The 21,187-nt window shown below is 63.5% G+C and carries 20 protein-coding genes; 1 reads left to right on the top strand and 19 read right to left on the bottom strand.

Going from position 1 to position 21,187, the window contains the following annotated elements:
* Positions 1-166: 166 nt before the first annotated feature.
* The 9 genes from AB7849_RS18540 to purB form a co-directional block, all read right to left on the bottom strand.
* A complete protein-coding gene (locus tag AB7849_RS18540) occupies positions 167-1,162 on the bottom strand; it encodes a YhdH/YhfP family quinone oxidoreductase (protein ID WP_008211770.1) in 996 nt (331 codons plus the stop codon).
* A 26-nt stretch (positions 1,163-1,188) separates the two neighbouring features.
* Positions 1,189-1,785 carry a TIGR00730 family Rossman fold protein gene (locus AB7849_RS18545; RefSeq protein WP_008211769.1) on the bottom strand — a complete coding sequence of 199 codons (597 nt, stop codon included), beginning with the start codon at positions 1,783-1,785 and terminating at the stop codon, positions 1,189-1,191.
* Positions 1,786-1,995: 210 nt separating this feature from the next.
* Positions 1,996-3,420 carry a dihydrolipoyl dehydrogenase gene (lpdA, locus tag AB7849_RS18550; protein WP_008211768.1) on the bottom strand — a complete coding sequence of 475 codons (1,425 nt, stop codon included), beginning with the start codon at positions 3,418-3,420 and terminating at the stop codon, positions 1,996-1,998.
* A 142-nt stretch (positions 3,421-3,562) separates the two neighbouring features.
* Positions 3,563-4,777, bottom strand: a complete 1,215-nt coding sequence (odhB, locus tag AB7849_RS18555) for a 2-oxoglutarate dehydrogenase complex dihydrolipoyllysine-residue succinyltransferase (protein ID WP_092700702.1) — start codon at positions 4,775-4,777, stop codon at positions 3,563-3,565.
* 81 nt (positions 4,778-4,858) lie between these two features.
* Positions 4,859-7,693, bottom strand: a complete 2,835-nt coding sequence (locus AB7849_RS18560; protein ID WP_008210227.1) for a 2-oxoglutarate dehydrogenase E1 component — start codon at positions 7,691-7,693, stop codon at positions 4,859-4,861.
* 208 nt (positions 7,694-7,901) lie between these two features.
* A complete protein-coding gene (locus AB7849_RS18565) occupies positions 7,902-8,405 on the bottom strand; it encodes a hypothetical protein (protein ID WP_008210225.1) in 504 nt (167 codons plus the stop codon).
* Positions 8,402-9,616: a ribosomal protein uL16 3-hydroxylase gene (locus AB7849_RS18570; protein ID WP_008210223.1), complete on the bottom strand. Its 1,215-nt coding sequence runs from the start codon at positions 9,614-9,616 to the stop codon at positions 8,402-8,404. Before AB7849_RS18570 ends, AB7849_RS18565 begins: the two co-directional genes overlap by 4 nt.
* Positions 9,617-9,656: 40 nt before the next feature.
* Entirely contained in the window at positions 9,657-10,409 is a 753-nt protein-coding gene (locus AB7849_RS18575; RefSeq protein WP_008210222.1) for a sulfite exporter TauE/SafE family protein, read from the bottom strand.
* Positions 10,410-10,467: 58 nt separating this feature from the next.
* On the bottom strand, positions 10,468-11,835 hold the full coding sequence (gene purB / locus AB7849_RS18580; protein ID WP_008210220.1) for an adenylosuccinate lyase: 1,368 nt from the start codon (positions 11,833-11,835) through the stop codon (positions 10,468-10,470).
* 190 nt (positions 11,836-12,025) lie between these two features.
* On the opposite strand from purB, the gene AB7849_RS18585 reads away from it, so the two are divergent.
* Positions 12,026-13,408, top strand: a complete 1,383-nt coding sequence (locus AB7849_RS18585) for a class II fumarate hydratase (protein WP_008210218.1) — start codon at positions 12,026-12,028, stop codon at positions 13,406-13,408.
* Positions 13,409-13,523: 115 nt separating this feature from the next.
* Here the strand turns inward: AB7849_RS18585 and AB7849_RS18590 are convergent, their stop codons facing one another.
* The 10 genes from AB7849_RS18590 to AB7849_RS18635 form a co-directional block, all read right to left on the bottom strand.
* A complete protein-coding gene (locus AB7849_RS18590; protein WP_008210216.1) occupies positions 13,524-14,234 on the bottom strand; it encodes a DUF4386 domain-containing protein in 711 nt (236 codons plus the stop codon).
* Positions 14,235-14,327: 93 nt separating this feature from the next.
* Positions 14,328-14,756, bottom strand: coding sequence for a DUF6326 family protein (locus AB7849_RS18595; protein WP_008210214.1), 429 nt, complete (start codon positions 14,754-14,756; stop codon positions 14,328-14,330).
* Positions 14,757-14,811: 55 nt separating this feature from the next.
* Positions 14,812-15,528 carry a DUF4386 domain-containing protein gene (locus AB7849_RS18600; RefSeq protein ID WP_008210212.1) on the bottom strand — a complete coding sequence of 239 codons (717 nt, stop codon included), beginning with the start codon at positions 15,526-15,528 and terminating at the stop codon, positions 14,812-14,814.
* A 61-nt stretch (positions 15,529-15,589) separates the two neighbouring features.
* Positions 15,590-16,159, bottom strand: a complete 570-nt coding sequence (locus AB7849_RS18605; protein ID WP_008210210.1) for a lipoprotein — start codon at positions 16,157-16,159, stop codon at positions 15,590-15,592.
* 39 nt (positions 16,160-16,198) lie between these two features.
* Entirely contained in the window at positions 16,199-17,158 is a 960-nt protein-coding gene (locus AB7849_RS18610) for an ABC-2 transporter permease (protein ID WP_008210208.1), read from the bottom strand.
* Positions 17,155-18,012, bottom strand: a complete 858-nt coding sequence (locus AB7849_RS18615) for an ABC transporter ATP-binding protein (protein ID WP_008210205.1) — start codon at positions 18,010-18,012, stop codon at positions 17,155-17,157. The genes AB7849_RS18610 and AB7849_RS18615 overlap by 4 nt, the downstream gene beginning before the upstream one ends.
* Positions 18,009-18,383, bottom strand: a complete 375-nt coding sequence (locus tag AB7849_RS18620; RefSeq protein WP_008210203.1) for a GntR family transcriptional regulator — start codon at positions 18,381-18,383, stop codon at positions 18,009-18,011. The genes AB7849_RS18615 and AB7849_RS18620 overlap by 4 nt, the downstream gene beginning before the upstream one ends.
* A gap of 3 nt (positions 18,384-18,386) precedes the next feature.
* Positions 18,387-18,779: a hypothetical protein gene (locus AB7849_RS18625; protein WP_008210201.1), complete on the bottom strand. Its 393-nt coding sequence runs from the start codon at positions 18,777-18,779 to the stop codon at positions 18,387-18,389.
* A gap of 800 nt (positions 18,780-19,579) precedes the next feature.
* Complete coding sequence (locus AB7849_RS18630; protein WP_037099223.1) at positions 19,580-20,542, bottom strand: NAD-dependent epimerase/dehydratase family protein; 963 nt, start codon at positions 20,540-20,542, stop codon at positions 19,580-19,582.
* 5 nt (positions 20,543-20,547) lie between these two features.
* Positions 20,548-21,114, bottom strand: coding sequence for a TetR/AcrR family transcriptional regulator (locus AB7849_RS18635; protein ID WP_008210196.1), 567 nt, complete (start codon positions 21,112-21,114; stop codon positions 20,548-20,550).
* Positions 21,115-21,187 lie beyond the last annotated feature (73 nt).

A 21,187-nucleotide genomic window follows, 5' to 3' on the forward strand; every position in this document is an offset into this window, starting at 1 on the left:
CTGAGTCCAGCTAATCCTTTACAAACAGCTGGTTAGACGAATTTCCGGAATTTTCGGCGGTTCCGGCTTACACCCCCAATCAGGATACGTGCCATAAGGTGTTAGTCCCCTTGTTGTTTCAGTGGATTCTATGCCGCCAGCGCGGCGCTTCCAAGCATGAATGTCTTCAGACGTCCGTCAACCGCACCACGGTGCGGCCGAACGAGTGGCCCGAAAGCATGTGATCGAACACGTCAGGCAGTTGCTCCAGCGTGACCTCACGGGTGGCGATGCGATCGAGGTGTTGCGGCTTCCAGTCGTCTGCCAGGTGGTCCCAGACGCGTTCGCGCATGTCGCGCGCCGTACCCGCCGAAGCCACGCCGAGCAGGTTCACGCCGCGGATGATGAAAGGCATCACCGTGCTGTCGAAGGCGATGCCGCCGGCATTGCCGCAGATCGCGACGTTGCCGTAGGGCGCCACCAACGGCAGCAGGCCGGCCAGCATGCCGCCGCCGACATTGTCCAGCACGCCGCCGAAGCGGGCCGAATCCATCGGCTTGCCGCTGAAGACGAGCTGGTGGCGATCGATGCATTCGGCTGCGCCCAGCGATTTCAGGTGGTCGAAATGGTCGAGTTTGCCGCTGATCGCGTGCACTTCGTAGCCGGCCCGGCTGTAGATGTCGATGGCGAGCTGGCCCACGCCGCCACTGGCGCCGGTGACGGCGATCGGGCCGAGCGTGGGCGTCTGCCGATTGTCCTGCATCTGCAGCAGGCCCAGCGCGGCAGTGAAGCCGGCGGTGCCCAAGATCATGCTCTCGCGCAGGTCGAGGCCGGCGGGCAGCGGAATCGTCCAGCGCGCATCGAGCCGTGCGTATTCGCCGTAACCGCCATCGCGCGTCTCGGACAGGCCGCTGCCGGTGCACAGCACCGCGTCGCCTTCCCTGAAGCCCGCGGCGGTCGAGGCGACGACATGGCCGGCGACATCGATGCCACCGTTGAGCGGGTACTTGCGCAGGATCCTGCCCTTGCCGGTACCGGCCAGCGCATCCTTGTAGTTGACCGAGGAGTACGCAACCTTGACCAGCACTTCGCCGGGCGTCAGCGCATCGCGATCCATCGGCTCGATACCGGCCCGGTAGCCGGCGTCGTCGTTGTGGATGCGGAAGGCGTTGAAACGGTCCATGGCAATCTCCTTTCCGGGTACGGGCTTCAGGCGTCGACGCTGTCGCGGTCGATCCACTTGGGCTGATGGCCACCTTCATAGGCCTGCATCCAGTCGAACAGCGCGGCAATATCCTCGCCGAACCAGATGTTTTCGCGTTGCTCGGCACGCACGAAGCGCTCGCTGACCATGTGCTCCATCATCGCGCGCAAGTCGCGGTAGTAACCGCGCACATCGAGGAAGGCACAGGGATAGCGGTGCAGCCCGAGTTGCGCCCAGGTCAGCATCTCGAACATCTCGTCCATGGTGCCGAAACCGCCGGGCAGGGCGACGAAGGCGTCGGCGAGCTCGTACATGCGCGTCTTGCGCTGGTGCATGGTGTCGACCACGACCAGTTCGGTGAGGCCGGTGTGGGCCACTTCGTGCTCGACCAGTTGGCGCGGGATCACGCCGATGACCTTGCCACCGCCGGCCAGCACCGCGTCGGCGACGATGCCCATCAAGCCCACATTGCCGCCACCGTAGACCAGCGCAATGCCACGCTTCGCCATTTCGGCACCGAAGGCACGGGCCTGTTCGACGTACTCGGGATGCTTGCCGTCATTGGAGCCGCAGTAGACGCAGAGGGAAGTCGGTTGGGGCATAAGGCGAGTAGTGAGTGTGAGGAGGAGTGAGAAGTGAGAGACGGCTGGGCGAGGCGGCTGGAGCGGTAGAGGCGGGAGTGCAAAGAGAGGCGAATCAGGCGAGGTTTTGCCCCGCTTTTCTCTCACGTCTCACTCCTCTCCACTCACTCCTGAAAAAGAAAGGCCCGCCCATGTCGCCACGAGCGGGCCGTCGCCGACCGTCGAGGTCGGTCAGTTGCCCTTGTGGATGGCGCGCTTGTCGACCGACAGCGCGGCTTCGTGCACGGCTTCGGACAGGGTCGGGTGCGCGTGGACGATGCGCGCCAGGTCCTCGGACGAGCCCTTGAATTCCATCGCCACCACGCACTCGGCGATCAGCTCGGACACGCCCGGGCCGACCATGTGCACGCCGAGGATGCGATCGGTCTCGGCGTGGGCAATCATCTTCACCTGGCCCACGGCCTCGTTCATCGCCACGGCGCGGCCGATGGCAGCGAACGGGAAGTTGCCGACCTTGTACGGCACGCCTTCTTCCTTCAGCTGCTTCTCGGTCTTGCCGGCCCAGGCGATCTCGGGTTCGGTGTAGATCACCCACGGCACGGTGTCGAGGTTGATGTGACCGGCCTTGCCGGCGATCCATTCGGCCACCGCCACGCCTTCCTCGGAACCCTTGTGCGCCAGCATCGGGCCACGCACGGCGTCGCCGATGGCCCACACGCCGTCCACGCCGGTATGGTTGTGCTCGTCGACCGCGATGCGGCCGCGCTCGTCCAGCTTCACGCCGGTGTCATCGGCCAGCAGGCCGTCGGTGTAGGCGCGGCGGCCCACGGCGACCAGCAGCTTGTCGACCACCAGTTTCTGCTCGCCGTCCTTGTCGGTGTAGACCAGGTGCACGCCGTCCTTCTTCACCTCGGCCTTGTTGAGCTTGGCGTTGAGCTTGATGTCCAGGCCCTGCTTGGCGAATTCCTTGGCGGCGACCTTGGCGACGTCGGCATCGGCGGCGGCCAGGAATTCCGGCAGGGCCTCGATGATGGTGACTTCGGCGCCGAGGCGCTTCCACACGCTGCCCAGTTCCAGACCGATCACGCCAGCGCCGATCACGCCCAGGCGCTTCGGCACCTCGGTGAAGTCCAGCGCGCCGGCGTTGTCGACGATGGCCTTGCCGTCGAACTTGGCGAACGGCAACTCGATCGGCACCGAGCCGGAAGCGAGGATCACGTTGGTGGCGCTGATGGTCTGCTTCTCGCCGTCGTTGCCGGTGATCTCGACCTGGTTGCCTTTCAGCAGCTTGCCCTTGCCGAAGAACGGCGTGACCTTGTTGGCCTTGAACAGCTGACCGATGCCGCCGGTGAACTGCTTGACGATCTTGTCCTTGCGGCCGATGAAGGTGGCCATGTCCACCTTCGGGTTGTCGACGCTGATGCCGTGAACCGGGAAGTTGTGCGCGATGTTCCAGAACTGGCGCGACGAATCGAGCAAGGCCTTGGAAGGGATGCAGCCCACGTTGAGGCAGGTGCCGCCCAGGGCCTGCTTGCCGTCCTTGCCGGTGAAGGCATCGACGCAGGCGGTCTTCAGGCCCAGCTGCGCGGCGCGGATCGCAGCCACATAGCCGGCGGGGCCGGCACCGATGACGATGACGTCGAATTTGTCGCTCATGGTGTTCCTCTTTAGCTCTTTCCTTCTCCCACCGGGAGAAGGTGGCGCGAAGCGCCGGATGAGGGTGCGGGCGGAGCGAGGCGTGCGGTATCACCGAACCCTCACCCCAACCCCTCTCCCGGCGGGAGAGGGGCTCAGGCGGTTACAGCCCGAGCAGCATCCGCTGCGGGTTCTCGAGCTGGTTCTTGATGTCGACCAGGAACAGCACCGCATCCTTGCCATCGATGATGCGATGGTCGTAGCTGATCGCGATGTACATCATCGGCGCGGCGATGATCTGGCCGTTCTCGACGATGGCGCGTTCCTTGATCGTGTGCATGCCGAGGATGGCGCTCTGCGGCGGGTTCACGATCGGGGTGGACAGCAGCGAGCCGAAGGTGCCGCCGTTGGTGATGGTGAACGTGCCACCCTGCAGGTCGTCCAGCGACAGCTTGTTGGCGCGCGCCTTGTTGGCGTACTCGGCGATGCCCTTTTCGACATCGGCAAAGCTCATGTCCTGCACGTCGCGCAGCACCGGCGTGACCAGGCCCTTGTCGGTCGACACCGCGATCGAGATGTCCTGGTAGCCGTGGTAGATCACGTCGTTGCCGTCGACCGAGGCGTTGACGAACGGGTAGCGCTTCAGCGCTTCGGCGGCGGCCTTGACGAAGAAGCTCATGAAGCCGAGCTTGATGCCGTGTTCCTTCTGGAACGCGTCGCCCAGCGCCTTGCGCATCTTCACCACTTCGCTCAGGTTCACTTCGTTGAACGAGGTGAGCATGGCGATCGAGTTCTTCGACTGCATCAGACGCTCGGCGATGCGGGCGCGCATGCGGGTCATCGGCACGCGTTCTTCCGGACGCGAACCCGGCGTCGGCTTGGCGGCCGGTGCGGCAGCGGCGGGCGCATTGCCACCCTTGCCGTAGTTGACCAGGTCTTCCTTGGTGACGCGGCCGTCGCGGCCGGTGCCGGACACCTTGGCCGGGTCGATGTGTTCCTCGGTGGCCACGCGGCGGCCCGCCGGGGACAGCTCGTCCACGCCGGCGGCAGCCTTGGGCGCTTCGGCCTTGGCCGCTGCCGGGGCTGGCGCAGCCGCCTTTGGCTCGTCCTTCGCGGCAGGGGCGGGAGCCGACGCGGCGGCGCCTTCCTCGATGACCGCAATCACTTCCTGGCTGTTGACCGTGGCGCCGGATTCCTGGCGAATCTCCTTGAGTACGCCATCGACCGGAGAGGGAACTTCCAGCACGACCTTGTCGGTTTCGAGATCGACCAGGTTCTCGTCGCGCTTCACGGCCTCGCCGACCTTCTTGTACCAGGTGGCGATGGTGGCGTCGGAGACGGACTCGGGCAGGACAGGGACTTTGACTTCGGTGGACATAAATGACCCTTGGGTTTGTGCGCCCGTCCGTGAGCGCCGGAATCACGAAGCGGCCATCCTGGCCGCGTTGTTCGAAGAAACTTACTCGGCGGAATGATCGGTGCCGACCGGCGCGGTCAATGCCTGCTCGACCAGCGCCGCCTGTTCGGCGTTATGCGTGTTCAGGTGGCCTGCGGCCGGTGCCGGCGAACGTGCCCGGCCGGCGTAGGACAAGCTGTGCTTGCTGCCGATGCAGGCTTGCAGGTGGTGGCGAATCTGGAACCAGGCACCCTGGTTCATCGGCTCTTCCTGGCACCAGATGACTTCCTTGGCGGACGGGTACTTGTCCAGCTCGGCGGAAACCTCGGTACGCGGGAACGGATAGAGCTGTTCGACACGCACGATGGCCACGTCCTGAAGCTCGCGCTTCTCGGCTTCCTCCAGCAGGTCGTAGTAGACCTTGCCGGAGCACAGCACCACGCGCTTGACCTTCTTGGCGGCCAGTTCACGGTGCTCGCCGATCACCAGTTGGAAGCTGCCCTTGGCCAGCTCATCCAGCGAGGACACCGCCAGCTTGTGGCGCAGCAGTGACTTCGGCGTCATCACGATCAGCGGCTTGCGCACGTCGCGCAGCATCTGCCGGCGAATCATGTGGAAATCCTGCGCCGGGGTGGTCGGAACGCAGACCTGCATGTTGTCGAACGCGCACAGCTGCAGGAATCGCTCCAGACGCGCGGAAGAATGCTCCGGGCCCTGGCCTTCGTAGCCGTGCGGCAGGAACAGCGCCAGGCCGCACAGGCGGTTCCACTTCGCCTCGCCCGAGCTGATGAACTGGTCGATCACCACCTGGGCGCCATTGGCGAAGTCGCCGAACTGGCCTTCCCAGATGTTGAGCGTGTCGGGATCGGTGGTGGAATGGCCGTACTCGAAGGCCATCACCGCTTCCTCGCTGAGCAGCGAGTCGATCACTTCCACGTCCGCGCCGTCGCGCAGGGTGGCGAGCGGCATGAAGGTGTGGCCGTCCTTCTGGTCATGCAGCACGGCATGGCGATGGAAGAAGGTGCCGCGACCGGAATCCTGGCCGACCAGGCGCAGGTTGTGGCCGGCATCGATCAGGGTGGCGTAGGCCAGGTTTTCGGCAAAGCCCCAGTCGCCCGGCTGCTCGCCGTCGGCCATCTTCTTGCGGTCGCCGTAGATCTTGGCCACGCGCGACTGCAGGGTCAGGTCGGCCGGGATCTCAAGCAGCTTGTTGGCCAGCTCGACCAGCTTCTTCTTCGGCACGCCGGTGTCGGTCTTGTCCGACAGCTTGCCCTTCTGGAAGCGTGCCCAGTCGATGTGGATATCGCGCTGCGGCGAGGCGTCCAGCTCGGTCATCGGCTCGCCGGCTTCGAGGCGGTCGCGATAGGCGTCGAACAGTTTCTGCACGTCGCCGTCGGCGATCACGCCTTCCTTCACCAGCTGCTGGCCGTACAGCTCGCGGGCCGGCGGACGCTTCTTGATGATCTGGTACATCACCGGCTGGGTGGCCGACGGCTCGTCGGCCTCGTTGTGGCCGTGGCGGCGGTAGCAGACCAGGTCGATCACCACGTCCTTGCGGAAGGTCTTGCGGAATTCGTAGGCGAGGCGGGTCACCTCGATCACCGCTTCCGGATCGTCGCCGTTCACGTGGAACACCGGCGCGTTGACCATCTTGGCCAGGTCGGTGCAATACATGGTCGAGCGCGCGTCTTGCGGGTTCGAGGTGGTGAAGCCCACCTGGTTGTTCACCACGATGTGCAGGCTGCCGCCGATCTTGAAGCCGCGGGCCTGCGACATGTTGAACAGTTCCATGTTCACGCCCTGGCCGGCCAGCGCCGCATCGCCGTGCACCAGCACGGCCATCGACTGCTGGTGGGTGGCATCGTGGCGACGGATCTGCCGCGCATGCACCGAACCGGCCACCACCGGGTTGACGATTTCCAGGTGCGACGGGTTGAATGCCAGCGCCACGTGCACGCCGCCCTTGGGCGTCTTGACGTCAGCGGAGAAGCCCATGTGGTACTTCACGTCGCCGGAGTGGGCGGGATCGTCGGGATGCTCGAAGCGGCCCTCGAATTCGTCGAACAGGGTCTTCGGCGGCTTGCCGAGGATGTTGACCAGCATGTTGAGGCGGCCGCGATGGGCCATGCCGATCACCAGTTCCTTGACGCCGTTGTCGCCCGCGGCGCGGACCACGTCGTCGATCATCGGGATCAGGCTGTCGCCGCCTTCGAGCGAGAAGCGCTTCTGGCCGACGTACTTGGTGTGCAGGTAGCGTTCCAGGCCGTCCGCCGCCGTCAGCTCCTCGAGCACGCGCTTCTTGCCAGCCGCGTCCAGTCCGGCGCTGCCGTTGGCCTGTTCGAGGCGGCTGTACACCCAGTTGCGTTGGGTGTGGTCGCTGATGTGCATGAACTCGGCACCGACGGTGCCGGTGTAGACCTTCTTCAGACGGGCCCACAGCTCGCGCAACTTGAGGCGCTGGCCACCGCCGGCATAGGTGCCGCAATCGAACTCGGTATCGAGGTCGGCCTCGGTCAGACCATGGAAGGCCAGACCCAGGTCAGGCGGCGGCAGCCGCTCGGTGAGGCCCAGCGGATCGAGGTCGGCAGCCAGGTGGCCGCGCGAGCGGAACGCGGTAAGCAGGCGCAGCACGCCGGCTTGCTTGCGGGCATGCTCGTCGCTGACCGGCACCGCCACGCCGCGGCGTTGCTTCTGGGCAGCCTCGATACGCGCGATGGCCGCGGTATGGGAAACATCTCCCGACTCGCGGCCCTTGAAGGTCTCGAAATAGTGATTCCACTCGGCAGGGATCGATGCGGGATCGGCCAACCAGGCGTCATACAGGGATTCGACGTAATCGGCGTTGCCGCCAGCGAGTTGAGACGACTCAAAGAACTCGCGAATCAGATTTGTGCTCACGTCACCACCGGCAGGGAAGGGAGTCTTGCAGCGGACGGGTATGGGGAAAACGTACCGCTGGCGAAAAATCCCGTTAATTATAGCCCGGGGCTGCTGCGCCGCGGCAACCCGGAGGAACGTCGAATGTCGTGCGGGAAGACCCGGTTCAGACTGGTCGGGGCCGATCTTGGTCGAAGACGGGTGGTCAAGCGAGAATCTTGCCGGTCTTTTACAAGTCCAGGGTCTGCAATTCGCGGGCCCGGATCGAGCGCTCCCATGTCTCGTCGAACCGCTGCCGCAGCGGAATCTGGGCAGCGCGGTCGCGGCGCGACGCACGGCCTTGCGGGCGCTCGGCATCGGGCAGGAACAGGTAGCCGCCGTTGTCGTTGAGCAAGCAGGCCGACGCGCAGTCGAGGTCGACCGGCTCCACCGGCGTGCGGATCTGCCAGATGCTGGGCAGGCGCTGCGCCAGTGCGATCAGCCGATGGCCGTCGCGCAAGGTCGCTGCCGGTTCGTGCAGCAGCAGGCGAATTTCCGCGCCCCGCCCGGCGGTGGCGATGCGGCGCAGTTCGGCCTGTTCCAGCGGGCTGGCGTAGATGTCGGGCGTCAACCGCGGCAGCTGGATGAACAGTTGCCGACGGGTATCGGCCAGCAACTGCAGGCGTACCTCGGCCAGCGTGGCGCGGGTGTCCACGAGGGTGAATCCGTCATCCGGGGCCGCCGGGGTGTTCATCGGCGTCGTGGCTTGTGCAACACCAGGTGCCCGTCGTTCACCAGGGCCAGCAGCAGGGCCTGCCCGGTTTCCGTCAACGGCAGGGATGGGGTGAATGTCCGGTGTTCGCAAAGCTCCCGCGCCAAGGCCGGTGTGGCTGGCCAGGCCTGGCCGTTGGCATACAGGGTGGCGTCGTCCTTGCCGCGGCTCCAAGCCATGCGCGACCAGGGATGTCGCAGCAGTTGCGCGCCATCCTGCAGACGCCTGGCCAGGGCCGGGGCGCTCAGGGGCTTGGCGACGGGGGCCGGCGTCTGCGCATTGCGGTAGCGGGTGATGAAGCGGCCGAACCAGTCGCGCAGCGTGGCATCGTCGAGTGCGACCGCAAACGGCAGCGCGGTTTTCAGCCGGCCCAGTGCAGCCTTGTCGATTTCCCCGCCGGCCTTGGCCGGGGTGAGATCAGGGTCGGCATAACGCTGGTCTTCATCCAGGCGTTCGGCAAGGTAGTCGGCCAGGTCGCCGGTGAGCTCGGCTTGCGAGGGCGCGCGCATGCCGACCGAAAATGTCATGCAGGGACCGCCGAAGGCCACGCCGTCGTGCGCGATGCCCGGCGGCAGGTACAGCATGTCGCCCGGCTCCAGCAGCCATTCGTGGGTAGGCTCGAAGTGCGCGAGCTGTTTCAGCTCCACGTCGGGGCGGACATCCTTCGGTGCCTGCGCGTCGGTGCTGATCGCCCAGTGCCGCTGGCCCAGTCCCTGCAGCAGGAACACATCGTACTGATCGACATGGGCGCCGACGCCGCCGCCCGGTTCGGCATAGGAAATCATGATGTCGTCGACACGCCAGCTGGGCAGGAAGGCGAACGGTTCCAGCAGCGCGGCGACGTCGGCGTCCCATTTGTCCACGTCCTGCACCAGCAGGGTCCAGTTCGCGTCTCCGGTGTTGGCGAAGTCGGCTTCGGCAAGCGGGCCGCTTTTCACCTGCCAGCGTTCGCGCTTTTCATCGTGCCGGATCAGGCGCGCGAGCACGCCGTCCTCGCAGGCCAGGCCGGCCAGGTCGTTCGGTTCGATCGGTGGCGTGAAATCCGGAAACGCGTTGCGGATCAGCAGCGGGCGCTTCTGCCAGTAATCGCGCAGGAATTGCGTGGGCGACATGCCGAGCGGCAGCCGGGCGGAACCGTGGACCTCGATGGGTACGGACTTGCGGGAAGTGGATGCGATAGCCATGCGCGGCATTGTAGCCGCGAGCCATGGCCGCGTGGCCTGAAGCCGGCGCTCAGCGCATCAGGGCGATGGCGTTGTTCACGCCCAGCGCCAGCACGGTGAGGCCGGCCAGCAAGGTGGTGACGCGCGGCGGGATGCGCCGGACCAGCAGCGCACCGACCGGTGCGGCAATCACGCCACCGGCGATCAGCCCGGCGATGACGCTGAGCTTGCCGGTACCCAGGGTCAGCAGGAAGCTGATGCTGGCGACCAGGCTGACCACGCATTTGGCCAGATGCACGCTGCCGATCACCCGGCGCGGCTCCATGCCGCGTGCCACCAGCGTGGTAACCGTCACCGCGCTCCAGCCGCCGCCGCCGATGGCATCCAGGAAGCCGGCGACGAAACCCAGTGGCGTGGTGCCCGGTGGCACGTCCGTGCGATGCGGCACGTTGCTGCGCAGGGTGCGCAACAGCAGGAAGATGCCGATCAGCAGCAGGTACGGGGTCAGCACGATGCGGATCCAGCGAGCCGGCAGATGCACCAGCAGCAACGAGCCGATCAGTGCGCCGATGACGCCGGTGACCACCAGCGCCATGAACAACTTGCGGCGCACGTTGCCGGCCCACAGGTGGCTGAGCCCGGAGGCTCCGCAGGTAAAGGTTTCGGTGTAGTGCACACTGGCGCTGGCCATTGCCGGCGGCATGCCCAGGCTCATCAGCATGCCGGCCGAGGTCACGCCATAGGCCATGCCGAGGGCGCCGTCGACCAGCTGCGCGGCCGCGCCGACCGCGGCATAGGTGAGGAAATCCGCGAACTGGATCAAACGGCCGCCCCCGGTTTTCCAGGGGGCGGCAACACATGAGCGGGCGCGGTGGCCTTCATCAAATCGCGTTGGCCAATTCGGCGGCCAGACCGGTGTAGCCGCCAGGGGTGAGGTCGAGCAGGCGTTGCTTCGCGTCGGCTGGCAACTCCAACTGGCCGATGAACTCGCGCATCGATTCGCGGGTGATGCCCTGGCCACGGGTCAGCGCCTTGAGCTGTTCGTAGGGCTGGGGCAGGCCGTAACGGCGCATCACGGTTTGCACGGCCTCGGCCAGCACTTCCCAGCTGGCGTCGAGATCGGCGGCGAGGCACTCGGCGTTCACGGTGAGCTTGCCCAGGCCTTTCTGCAGCGATTCCAGTGCCACCAGCGTGTGGCCGAAGGCGGTGCCCAACGCACGCAGCACGGTGGAGTCGGTGAGGTCGCGCTGCCAGCGGCTGATCGGCAGCTTTTCGGCGAAATGGCCGAGCAGGGCGTTGGCCAGGCCGAAGTTGCCCTCGGCGTTCTCGAAGTCGATGGGGTTGACCTTGTGCGGCATGGTCGACGAGCCGACTTCGCCCGCCTTCAGCGTCTGCTTGAAGTAGCCCAGCGAGATGTAGCCCCAGACGTCGCGCGAAAGATCGATCAACACGATGTTGGCGCGACGCACCGCATCGCAGTATTCGGCGACGCCGTCGTGCGGCTCGATCTGGGTGGTGTACGGGTTGTAGTCCAGGCCCAGGCTTTCCACGAAGCGCTGCGAGAACGCGCGCCAGTCCAGCTCCGGGTAGGTGATGGCATGGGCGTTGTAGTTGCCCACCGCGCCGTTGATCTTGCCGGGGACTTCCAGCGCGGCAAGCTGCTTGCGCTGGCGCTCTAGGCGCGCCACCACGTTGGCCAGTTCCTTGCCCAGTGTGGTGGGCGAGGCGGTCTGGCCGTGCGTGCGCGCGAGCATCGGCAAGTCGGCATTGGCGTGCGCCAGCTGGCGCAGGCTGGCGATGATGCGGTCGAACGCGGGCAGCAGCACCTGTTCGCGGGCATCGCGCAGCATCAGCGCATAGGACAGGTTGTTGATGTCCTCGCTGGTGCAGGCGAAATGCACGAATTCCTTGGCCTGGGCCAGCGCGTCATCGGAGCCGATGCGTTCCTTGATGAAATACTCCACCGCCTTCACGTCGTGGTTGGTGGTGGCCTCGATGGCCTTGATGCGCGCGCCTTTCTCGATGCCGAAACTGTCGGCGATGGTGTGCAGTTGCTTGACCTGGGCTGGCGTGAACGAGGGCAGTTCCGCAATGCCCGGTTCGGCGGCCAAAGCCAGCAGCCACTCGATTTCCACGTGCACGCGGCGGTGCATCAGGCCGAATTCGCTGAAGATCGGACGCAGCGGTTCGACCTTGCCGGCGTAGCGGCCGTCCAGCGGCGACAGGGCGGTGAGGGCGTGAGTGGACATCAGTGAACTTCCGGAACCAAAAGGGTGCGTCAGTTTACATGGCCGTGGATGGGCAACGGATGGGCTGGCTTATTCCAAGGTGGCATCACCTCGCGACGGTTTCGCCACAGCGGCATGTCCGCCGATTTGTCGCCAGCTGAACGCCGGCGGGCCTATAGTTGTCCGGCTCCCTCCCCAAAGGACCCGTTTCATGAGCCAGTTCCGCACTGAACACGACAGCATGGGCGAGCTGCAGGTGCCCGCCGATGCCCTGTACGGCGCGCAGACCCAGCGTGCCATCGACAACTTTCCGATTTCCGGCCTGCACCTGCCGCGCCCGTTCATCCGTGCGCTGGGCCTGGTCAAGGCGGCCGCAGCCGAATCGAACCTCGCGCTGGGCTATCTGAAGAAGGGCCAGGCCGCGGCGATCCGCAAGGCGGCCATGGCCGTGGCGGAAGGGCAATACGACGATCAGTTTCCGATCGACATCTTCCAGACCGGTTCGGGCACCAGCACCAACATGAATGCGAACGAGGTGATTGCCCACCTCGCGGCAAAGGCCGGCAGCAAGGTGCACCCGAACGACCACGTCAACTACGGGCAGAGCTCGAACGACGTGATTCCCACCACCATTCATGTCAGCGCCACGCTGGCCACGCACGAGCAATTGCTGCCCGCACTGAAGCATCTGAAAAAGGTCATCGACCAGCGCGCGCGACAACTGAAGAACACGCCCAAGACGGGCCGCACCCACCTGATGGATGCGATGCCGATTACCTTCGGGCAGGAACTGTCCGGCTGGGCGGCGCAGATCGGTGCGGCGATCGAGCGCATCGAGGATGCGTTGAAGCGCATGCGGCGCCTGCCGCAGGGCGGCACGGCCGTGGGTACCGGCATCAATGCCGACCCGAAGTTCGGCCCGTCCATGGCGCGCGAGCTGAAGAAACTCACCGGCGTGCGCTTCGAGTCAGCCGACAACTATTTCGAGGGCATGGCCGGGCAGGATGCGGCGGTGGAACTGTCCGGCGCGTTGAAGACGCTGGCTGTGGCCATGATGAAGATCTCCAATGACCTGCGCTGGATGAATTCCGGGCCGTTGGCCGGCCTGGGTGAGATCGAGCTGCCGGCGTTGCAGCCAGGCTCGTCGATCATGCCGGGCAAGGTGAATCCGGTGATTCCCGAAGCCGCCGCAATGGTCGCCGCGCAGGTGATCGGCAACGACGCGGCGATCACCATCGCCGGCCAGTCCGGCAACTTCCAGCTCAACGTGATGCTGCCGCTGATCGCGCACAACCTGCTGCAATCCATCGGCATCCTCGCCAACGTCTCGCGCCTGCTCGCCGACAAGGTCATCGCCGGCTTCAAGGTCAACAAGGCGCGCGTCGACCAGGTGCTGGCGATGAACCCGATCCTGGTCACCGCGTTGAATCCGGTAATCGGCTACGAGAAGGGCGCGGCCACCGCCAAACAGGCCTACAAGGAAAAGCGACCGATCATGGACGTGGCACTGGAAACCACCGGTTTGTCGAAAGCCGAGCTGAAGAAGCTGCTTGATCCGATGGCGCTGACCAAAGGCGGTATCCACGGGCAATGACCTGCTGGCTGCCGTCATCCCGGGTCCGTCGCCAGAAGCGCGGCGATGTCCCGGAATGACGGCGAGAAGGCGAGGTTGCCTTCACCGGATTTTTCGGCGACGTGACGCAGTTCCACTACCTGACGAATGTAGTGGCTGGCACAGGCCGCGCACCGCGAACCAGCAGCAGGATGCCGGTCGCGATTTCGGCGATGAAGATCGGTATCCAGACTACTTGCAACGCATCGCCCCACGCGGGCATCACTAGGCAAGTCACGGCCATCACGAATGTCAGCGCCGACGCGAATATGCCGAACGCGGAGAGCGCGCGAGGCAAGTAGGGCGTGCGCAGAAACAGTCGGTAGAACAGCGTCGAACCGAAGCTGAAGAACACGATCCCGATATTGAATGATGCGAAGTCCGCGGCGTGGGCTAGGTCCAGCAGTGCTTTCAGCTGCCCGGTATCCAGAGATTGCGTGAACTTCGGTTCTGTCCGCAGCGCAAGCGCGGCAAACGTGACAAACGTAGTCAACCCACCGAAGGCTTCGCCCAGCCTGAAATACAAAGCCAGTCGCGCGATGTGTTCGTCCGCGGACTTGAGCACCACATATAGCGAATACGCAAGCAGCACCGTGAACACTGATGCCAGAAATTGCATCACGAGTGCGGCGCGATAGAGTGGCAATCCTGCGATGATGTGCGCGGTGCGCTCGGCGAAAGCTCCGCTGCCAGTGACATGATCGATCAGGAACTGACCGCCCATGAACAATACGATCAGCAGCAGGTAGACGAAGCCAGCGATGCGCGCATAACGCATTTGCACGGAACTTTCCGAAGTGGTGGACATGCGTGGGTTCCTTGGTCGAGGAGAGGCGAGGTAAAGGCACCTGTGGATGCTTCCATGCTGCGTTCCGGATGTATCCGGAGCGCAACGCTTGGCTCAGAAAACGAGCGCATGGCGCGGCCAACGCCATGCGTACCAGACAGCAAGCGATTGCAGTACGACTTCGATGGCGCTGAGAAAAATGTAAAAGGCCCATGAGCCAGGAATGGTCACCAGCACGATGGCGGTCAGAATCGCGCCGACGAGGATATTCAGCCAGCGGCTCAGTGCGGGCGGCAACACCAGCGACAGGAAAATCATCGCGGCCGGCACCGCGACGAGGATGGCGACGACAAGCAGCGACGCTTGACTGGTGGGTCCAAGCAAGCCTTGCCCGTTCAGGATGCCTTTGACGTCACCGGGTCGGTAAAGCCCAAGGAAGTCCCCATAGATGTAGCAGGACATGACGGATGCCCACAGCGCCGCCAGTTTGAATCTGACGTGTACCTTGACATCTTGCAGTGCCGTTCTGGTCGTCGCGTTCATCGCATCATCCCTGTGATGAGAAAGATCAAGTAATCCGATGGGCGTTCAGCGCATGCTACGTGCTGGATTGCGCGGGCACAGGGCTGCGCCGGAAACCACTGCGTGCGCCCATGATCAACAGCCACAGCATGAACACGACCTCACCGAACTGGATCGGCCAGGCGATGCTTGAGAGGGTGTCCTGAATCTGTGGAGATACTGCCCATGCAAAGCTTTGCATCACGTACGCCACGCCGTTGAGGATCAGCCAGTAGCCGAGTACTCGCGGCAGGAAACCGGAACGCAGCACCAGTGCAGCCAGCGGGAACAGCCACAACCCCCACAGGATTTCAGCGGCGCTGACTTCCTGGCCGTGCAGCTTGAGGAACAGCATCGCCAGTGCCTCGCGCTGGCCTTGGCTGAATGCCGACAGAAAATCCGCGCCGTGCACCAGCAGTAGTGCGGCCGCGTCATTGAGCACGTTGAAGAAGTAGATCGCCGGGATCAGGATCCCGCTCACGATCACCAGCAGCATGGCCTGCTTGCGGTTCACTTCCTTGAACAACCGGTAGAACGCCAGACCGAGGAAAATCTGGATGACACCGGTAAGCAGGTCGCTGAAGATGCCGAGCCGGAAAACCGTCTCGTGCGCGGCGATGTTGGCGGCCGTTGCGCTCGCGTTGCCGGTGACGAACAGCGCGTTTGGTATATAGACAAGCCGATAGGGCGCAATGAGCACGCATAGCAGGTAGATAAAGCCGGCGATTCGCGCCTTTCTGTTGATCGCGGTCATGCGTCGTCCCTGAGCGGATTGGACTGCGGGCGCCCATTTGTCAGGCGCCCGCTGGTTGGTCTCAATGTGCGGTGATCGAGTCGGTCGCCTTGCTGGTTTCCTTCAGGCAGTCCTGGACATTGTCGGCCGTAATCGTGGCGTAGGGACGGAACGCCTCGACCTGACTGCTGATGGCATCCTGGGCAGTGCGCAGGTCACCAAACGCGAGGCATATCTGCGTTGCCTGTGCGGTGACCTTGCCGGCCCGGGCCTTGATGGTGGGGCCAATTTGGTCCGGATTGCCATGTATCAGCCCGGACACCACGTCGCCGATGGCGTGACCGGCCATGGCCGCGCCGGCCTTGCCGGTGGCGATACCTTCGTCGCGGATACTGACGGCGTCGCCGTAGTACTGCTTGAACAGCTCACGCTGGGGCTCGGTCAGCGTGACAGGTTTGCCAGCGATGCTGAAACCGCCGTTGGCGGCAATCTTTGCCTTGGGCTGATCGTTGGCATGCAGCAGGACCGCGCCATCCTCGAAGTTGATGCTGACCTCACCCTGTCGCACGGTGGTGAAGTCATGGTTGCTGGAGCCGCAGCCCGCCAGCAGAGCGGGTAGAAGCAGCACGCCGGCAAGGTGATGCAGTTTCATGGTGTAACTCCTGTAAGCGGGTCGGAGCAGGGTGATGATTCAGTTGTCGTCGCGCCAGCGGCGCAGCCAGATGGCTCCGGCGATCATCGCTGCGCCAACGGCGGCTTCGATCCAGATGGAGGGGGTACCCAGCACTTGGTAGGCATGAGCGACATGGAGGAAATCCAGTGCATGCGCCACGCCGCCGTTGCTCAGTTGCATCATGTGGTTCTGCCCCAGCCAGCCCCCGGGGAAAATGCTCAGCAGCACACGGCCGCAGACGTTTTTCCAGTACCAGAGATTGTTCACGCTGATCGAGCCGAGCAGGTTGAACCAGCCGATCACGACACCCACACCCACGGGAAGTGCCACAGCCCACAGGAACGGCTTGCTGCGCGCCCATGCCGAACACAACAGCAGCCAGCCCAGCGTGGGAAGCGCCCACAGGACGTACAGCGGGATCGAACCGACCAGATCGGCGATGACCTGGAACGGATGCGCCAGTGTCAGCAGGCGCCAGGCGCTCACGCCATGGAATGACAGCGTGATCACGTACATCAGCAGCATCAGCAGGCCGGTCAGCACGCCGCAGATCACGGCAATCACCGGAGCCAGCACGGCCGCCGAAAACACCTTCGACAGGACCGTGGCCGTATCCGAGATCGGCAGTGACTTCCAGAACAGCAGGCTGCGGTCCTTGCGGTCGTCATACAGCGCGCCCAGGCAGTAGAAGAACAGCACAAAGCCGAGCACGATGCTGATGATGATGCTGGTCGAGAACATCATCATGTCCAGCCCGAAACCGATCTTGTCCGTGTCGCCATCGGTCATGGCCTGGTTGAACAAATGCATGTTGTTGCCGGACATGGTCATGCCGTGATGGGCACCGAATGCTTCGCCGACAGCGATCCCCATCAGGTTCAGCAACAGGAAGATGCCGCCAACGATGACCGGGGTCCAGAGAAAGCCGCCGCGGTGTTCCCAGAACTCCCGCTTCACGAGCCAATAGAAGGTTTTCATGCGTAGGTTCCCTTCATGGTGGCGACGAACAGATCGCTGACGGAAGGCCGGCGAATTTCGCCCAGCGCCTCCAGCATGGCGCGATCCGCGCCGTCGAACAGAAAAATGCTCTTGCCGAACACCTGGCGCTCGTCCAGCGGCTTCAAGGCGCGTGCTGCGGCCGCGTGATCGGCGCCGACCATCACTTCGATAAAGCGCTCGCCGATCGCTTCCATGTCCGCGTCCAGCACGATCTTGCCGTCGCGAATGAACATCAGGTCGGTGAGGATGTGTTCGACTTCTTCCACTTGGTGGGTGGTGACGATGATGGTCTTGTCTTCGTCGAAGTAGTCTTCCAGCAAGCTCTGGTAGAACTGCTTGCGGTAGAGAATGTCCAGTCCGAGCGTGGGCTCGTCCAGCACCAGCAGACGGGCGTCGATGGCCATCACCAATGCCAGATGCAGCTGCACGATCATGCCCTTGGACATTTGCCGCACGCGCTGATTCGGTTGCAGCTTGGTGCGTGCCAGGAAGGCCTCGCACTTGGCGCGGTTGAAGCGCGGGTGGATGTTGGCGACGAAATCCACGGCTTCGCGCACGCGGATCCAGCGCGGCAGCACGGCGACGTCGGCAATGAAGCAGACCTGCTCCATCAGCCGGCCGCGTTGTTTGCGCGGATCAAGGCCGAGCACGTCCAGTTCGCCCTGGAAATCGGTCAGGCCGAGAATGGCCTTCAGTGCGGTGGTCTTGCCGGCGCCGTTGGGACCGATCAAGCCCACGATGCGGCCGGATTCGATGCGGAAGCTGGCATTGTCCAGCGCCAGCGAGGCCTTGTAGCGCTTGCTCAATCCATTGGCGGTAATCACGGTGCTCATGACTTGTCCTCTGCCGCCTTGTCGGCTTCGCGCATCAGCGTTTTCAGGTCCAGTCCCAGTCGTTGCAGCCGGGCGTACAACACTGGCCACTCCTCGCGCAGGAACCGCTCCCGCTCGGATTTCAGCAGCGCCTCGCGGGCGCCATCGATGACAAACATGCCCAATCCCCTCCGTTTTTCCACCAATTGGTCGTCGACCAGTTCCTGGTATGCCTTCGATACGGTGAGCGGATTGATCTGGAAATCCGCGGCCACCTGGCGTACCGACGGCAGCGGGTCGCCCTCGTTCAAGGCGCCGTCCAGGATCATCGCCACCACGCGTTCGCGTAGTTGGCGATAGATCGGGACGCTGTCGTTCCAGGTGATGGTCATGGGTTATTCCTTGATGCTGGCGGTGCTGTTGTTCGTGTTGCCAAAGGAATAGTAGGGCATCGCCAACTGCGCTCCGAGCATGCCGGCGCCAGCCTCGACCGTGTGCGGCAGGGCCATGATCGCGGCGCCAGTCCTGGCATCCACGGACAACAGGGCTGCGCGCATTTCGTCGGCGCTGGGGCGCACTTCGACCGGGGCCAGGTTGGTCACCTTGATGCCATCGATCTGGCTGGGGGCCATGTTGCTGGCGCCGTGGCTCAGCGCGAACAGGCCGAAGCCGGTGATGAGCACGGCCGCGATCAGGGAGACCAGTGGCGTGGCATTGATCGGGGCGGATACAAACGCGTCGTCCAGCGGGATGGACGGATTGTTGCTGTGGGTCAACTGGCTGTTCATGACGATTCTCCTTGGTGATCTCGTCTACCGGTGTTGTAGTGAACTATAACACTAGGATTTACGACGTCAATCGGAGAAACGCGTTTTCTGGCATGACTGATGGCAGGGGGTATCTGCCAGGGGAGCTCGCCTGAAGAGCAGGCATAAAAAATCCCCAGTTGATTCAATCAACTGGGGATCGGGTTGGGGTGGCGTCTATCCAACAATCCACCGCACGTGTTGTGCTGTAACGACTCTATGAAATCAGGCGTTCAAGTTACCCCCAAAGTTACCCCCAGCATGCCGCAGTGACTACACCTTGGATGCCAAGACCTGGACTTCCCCCGTAGCATGGTGCATCTGCCGATGGCGTCTACTAGAAGCGGCTGGATATGCTGCAAGGGAAAAATTGTCGGCACGCTCCAAGCCATGGTTGCGCAAAGATTTCTGATATGTCGGACCTTGGGTGGAGTCTGTCCGTGCTTGCATAGACTTCCGCTAGCGTCAGCAACTGGGCATGCGAGCCGAAGATAAGGTCGAGGCACTTACGATTTTTGTTCGTGCCTGGCTCGATCACACGCGGAAAGTGACCAGCGGCGATTGATGAGGCCATGCCTAGCGCTTCAAGGTCATCAGTGTTTTCCTACACTACTTCGCGAAGTACGCTGATAGTCTGCACCTAGTTCAGTCCGGCATGCTGAGCCTGCCCAAGAAGTCAGAGGGTTCCTCTCCGATGCGTTGGGCCGAGCTCATCCCCCTGAGCCTGTGAAGCCGCCTTTTGGCGGCTTCATTTTTCTTTTGTTTCCATTCCGGCGATATAGCTATCCATAACTGCGCAAACCCATGGCGCGCGAAGTCCTTCCAACATAGCCCAACTCACGTCGTGCGGAGGCATCGCTGACGCTAAATCTCCTTCCGATCATGCGCATCATGGAGCGGGAAATGGGCGGGTCCCCGTTTCTACGCGTTATGGCCCAGATGGTGTCCATCAACCGCCCCAGCATCGATGCAATCCCGTAGGGCATCGAACGCAGTTTCTCGATGGACAAGCCCTGGACGCTGGCGAGCGAAGCGATGAACTGACGAAATGTCAGCTTCTCTTGATCGGTGATGAACAGGGCACGACCACCCTCACCACGCTCCAAGGCACAGTGAACCGCTTCGACGACATTGTCGATGTTGCAGGTGTCAAAGGCATAGTCGCCGCGGTTGATGAAAGCGAACTGCCCAGAGTTGATAGCCTGGGGTAGCGCCCGGCTGAACGGATCGCCGGGCCCCCAGAGTGCCGGCGGGCGAAGGGCGAGAGTACGGAAGCCCGGCTTATTGGCCGCCAGAACAATCGATTCTGCCCATGCCTTGCTCGCCAGGTAACCTGAGAAGTGGTTTGGGAATGTCGGTGCGCGTTCATCGGCATCGCAGACAGGTGTACCGGCATTGTCCATGACGACGCCGGCCGCACTGATGTGAACGAAAACCCTCGCCCCCGCATTCTGAGCCGATACGAGAAGCCTGCGGGTGCCATCCACATTGGTACGGAAGAAAGGTTTGCGCGGCCCGGAAAACCGGAACATGGCGGCCGCATGCACGACGGCATTGATCGCTGGCAGCGATAGTGGCGACGTGCTATCCAAATCGCCGTCGACAGGAGACGCGCCCATTGCCCGAAGTGTTGCGTGGGACGCTGACGAACGCGCAAGAGCGAACATCTGATGACCCTCTCGCGCAAGTTGTGGGATCAGGCGCCCGCCGAGAAAGCCAGTTCCTCCGGTAACGAGAATGCGCATGACGATTAGCTCTTCGACTCGGGTATCAGAATGGTGCGCAGAGCGTTCTCGCGAATGCTCTCAAGAACGGCTGTAGTGGGCGCTCCGGTATTGCGAAGTTGAGCGGTAACGTAGAGCTGCGATGCAGCATTTGCCGATGCCCACATCAGATCGGCGGCCGCCTCGGCCGTGAGTGCGAGCAGGCCCTGGGCCTCGATGGCCGCCATGTGCTCCATCAGAAGTGCGAAGGCTTGCTGGGCTGCCGTTATCTGTGCTCCCAGGAGGACACGACTCATCATTGCCGCATAGAGTCGAGGCCGCGCCGCCGCAAAGCGCACGTAGTCGTCCCATCCCTCACGCAAGGCTGTGATGGGGTCACTGGATTTCACCGCCGCGTTCTTGCTGGCGAGAAACTGGGAAAACGCCTCAGCCAACGCAGTGCTCAACAGCCCGTCAGCACTGCCGTAGTGGTGGTAGAGCGTGGGAGCCGTGACATTGGCCAAGGCACAGACAGCGCGCGTCGAGAAATGGGCCTCGCCTTCGTCTTCGAGAACCTTCAGCGCGGCAGCGAGCAAGGCGGTGCGGGCATCCATGTCCCGACTATAACATCGCTATAGTCATTCGTATAGCAACGCTATATGCACCTGTGATCGCTTCACCGCCTTG

This window comes from Rhodanobacter sp. FW021-MT20 (assembly GCF_041107475.1).
GTDB classification, from domain to species: Bacteria; Pseudomonadota; Gammaproteobacteria; order Xanthomonadales; family Rhodanobacteraceae; genus Rhodanobacter_A; species Rhodanobacter_A glycinis.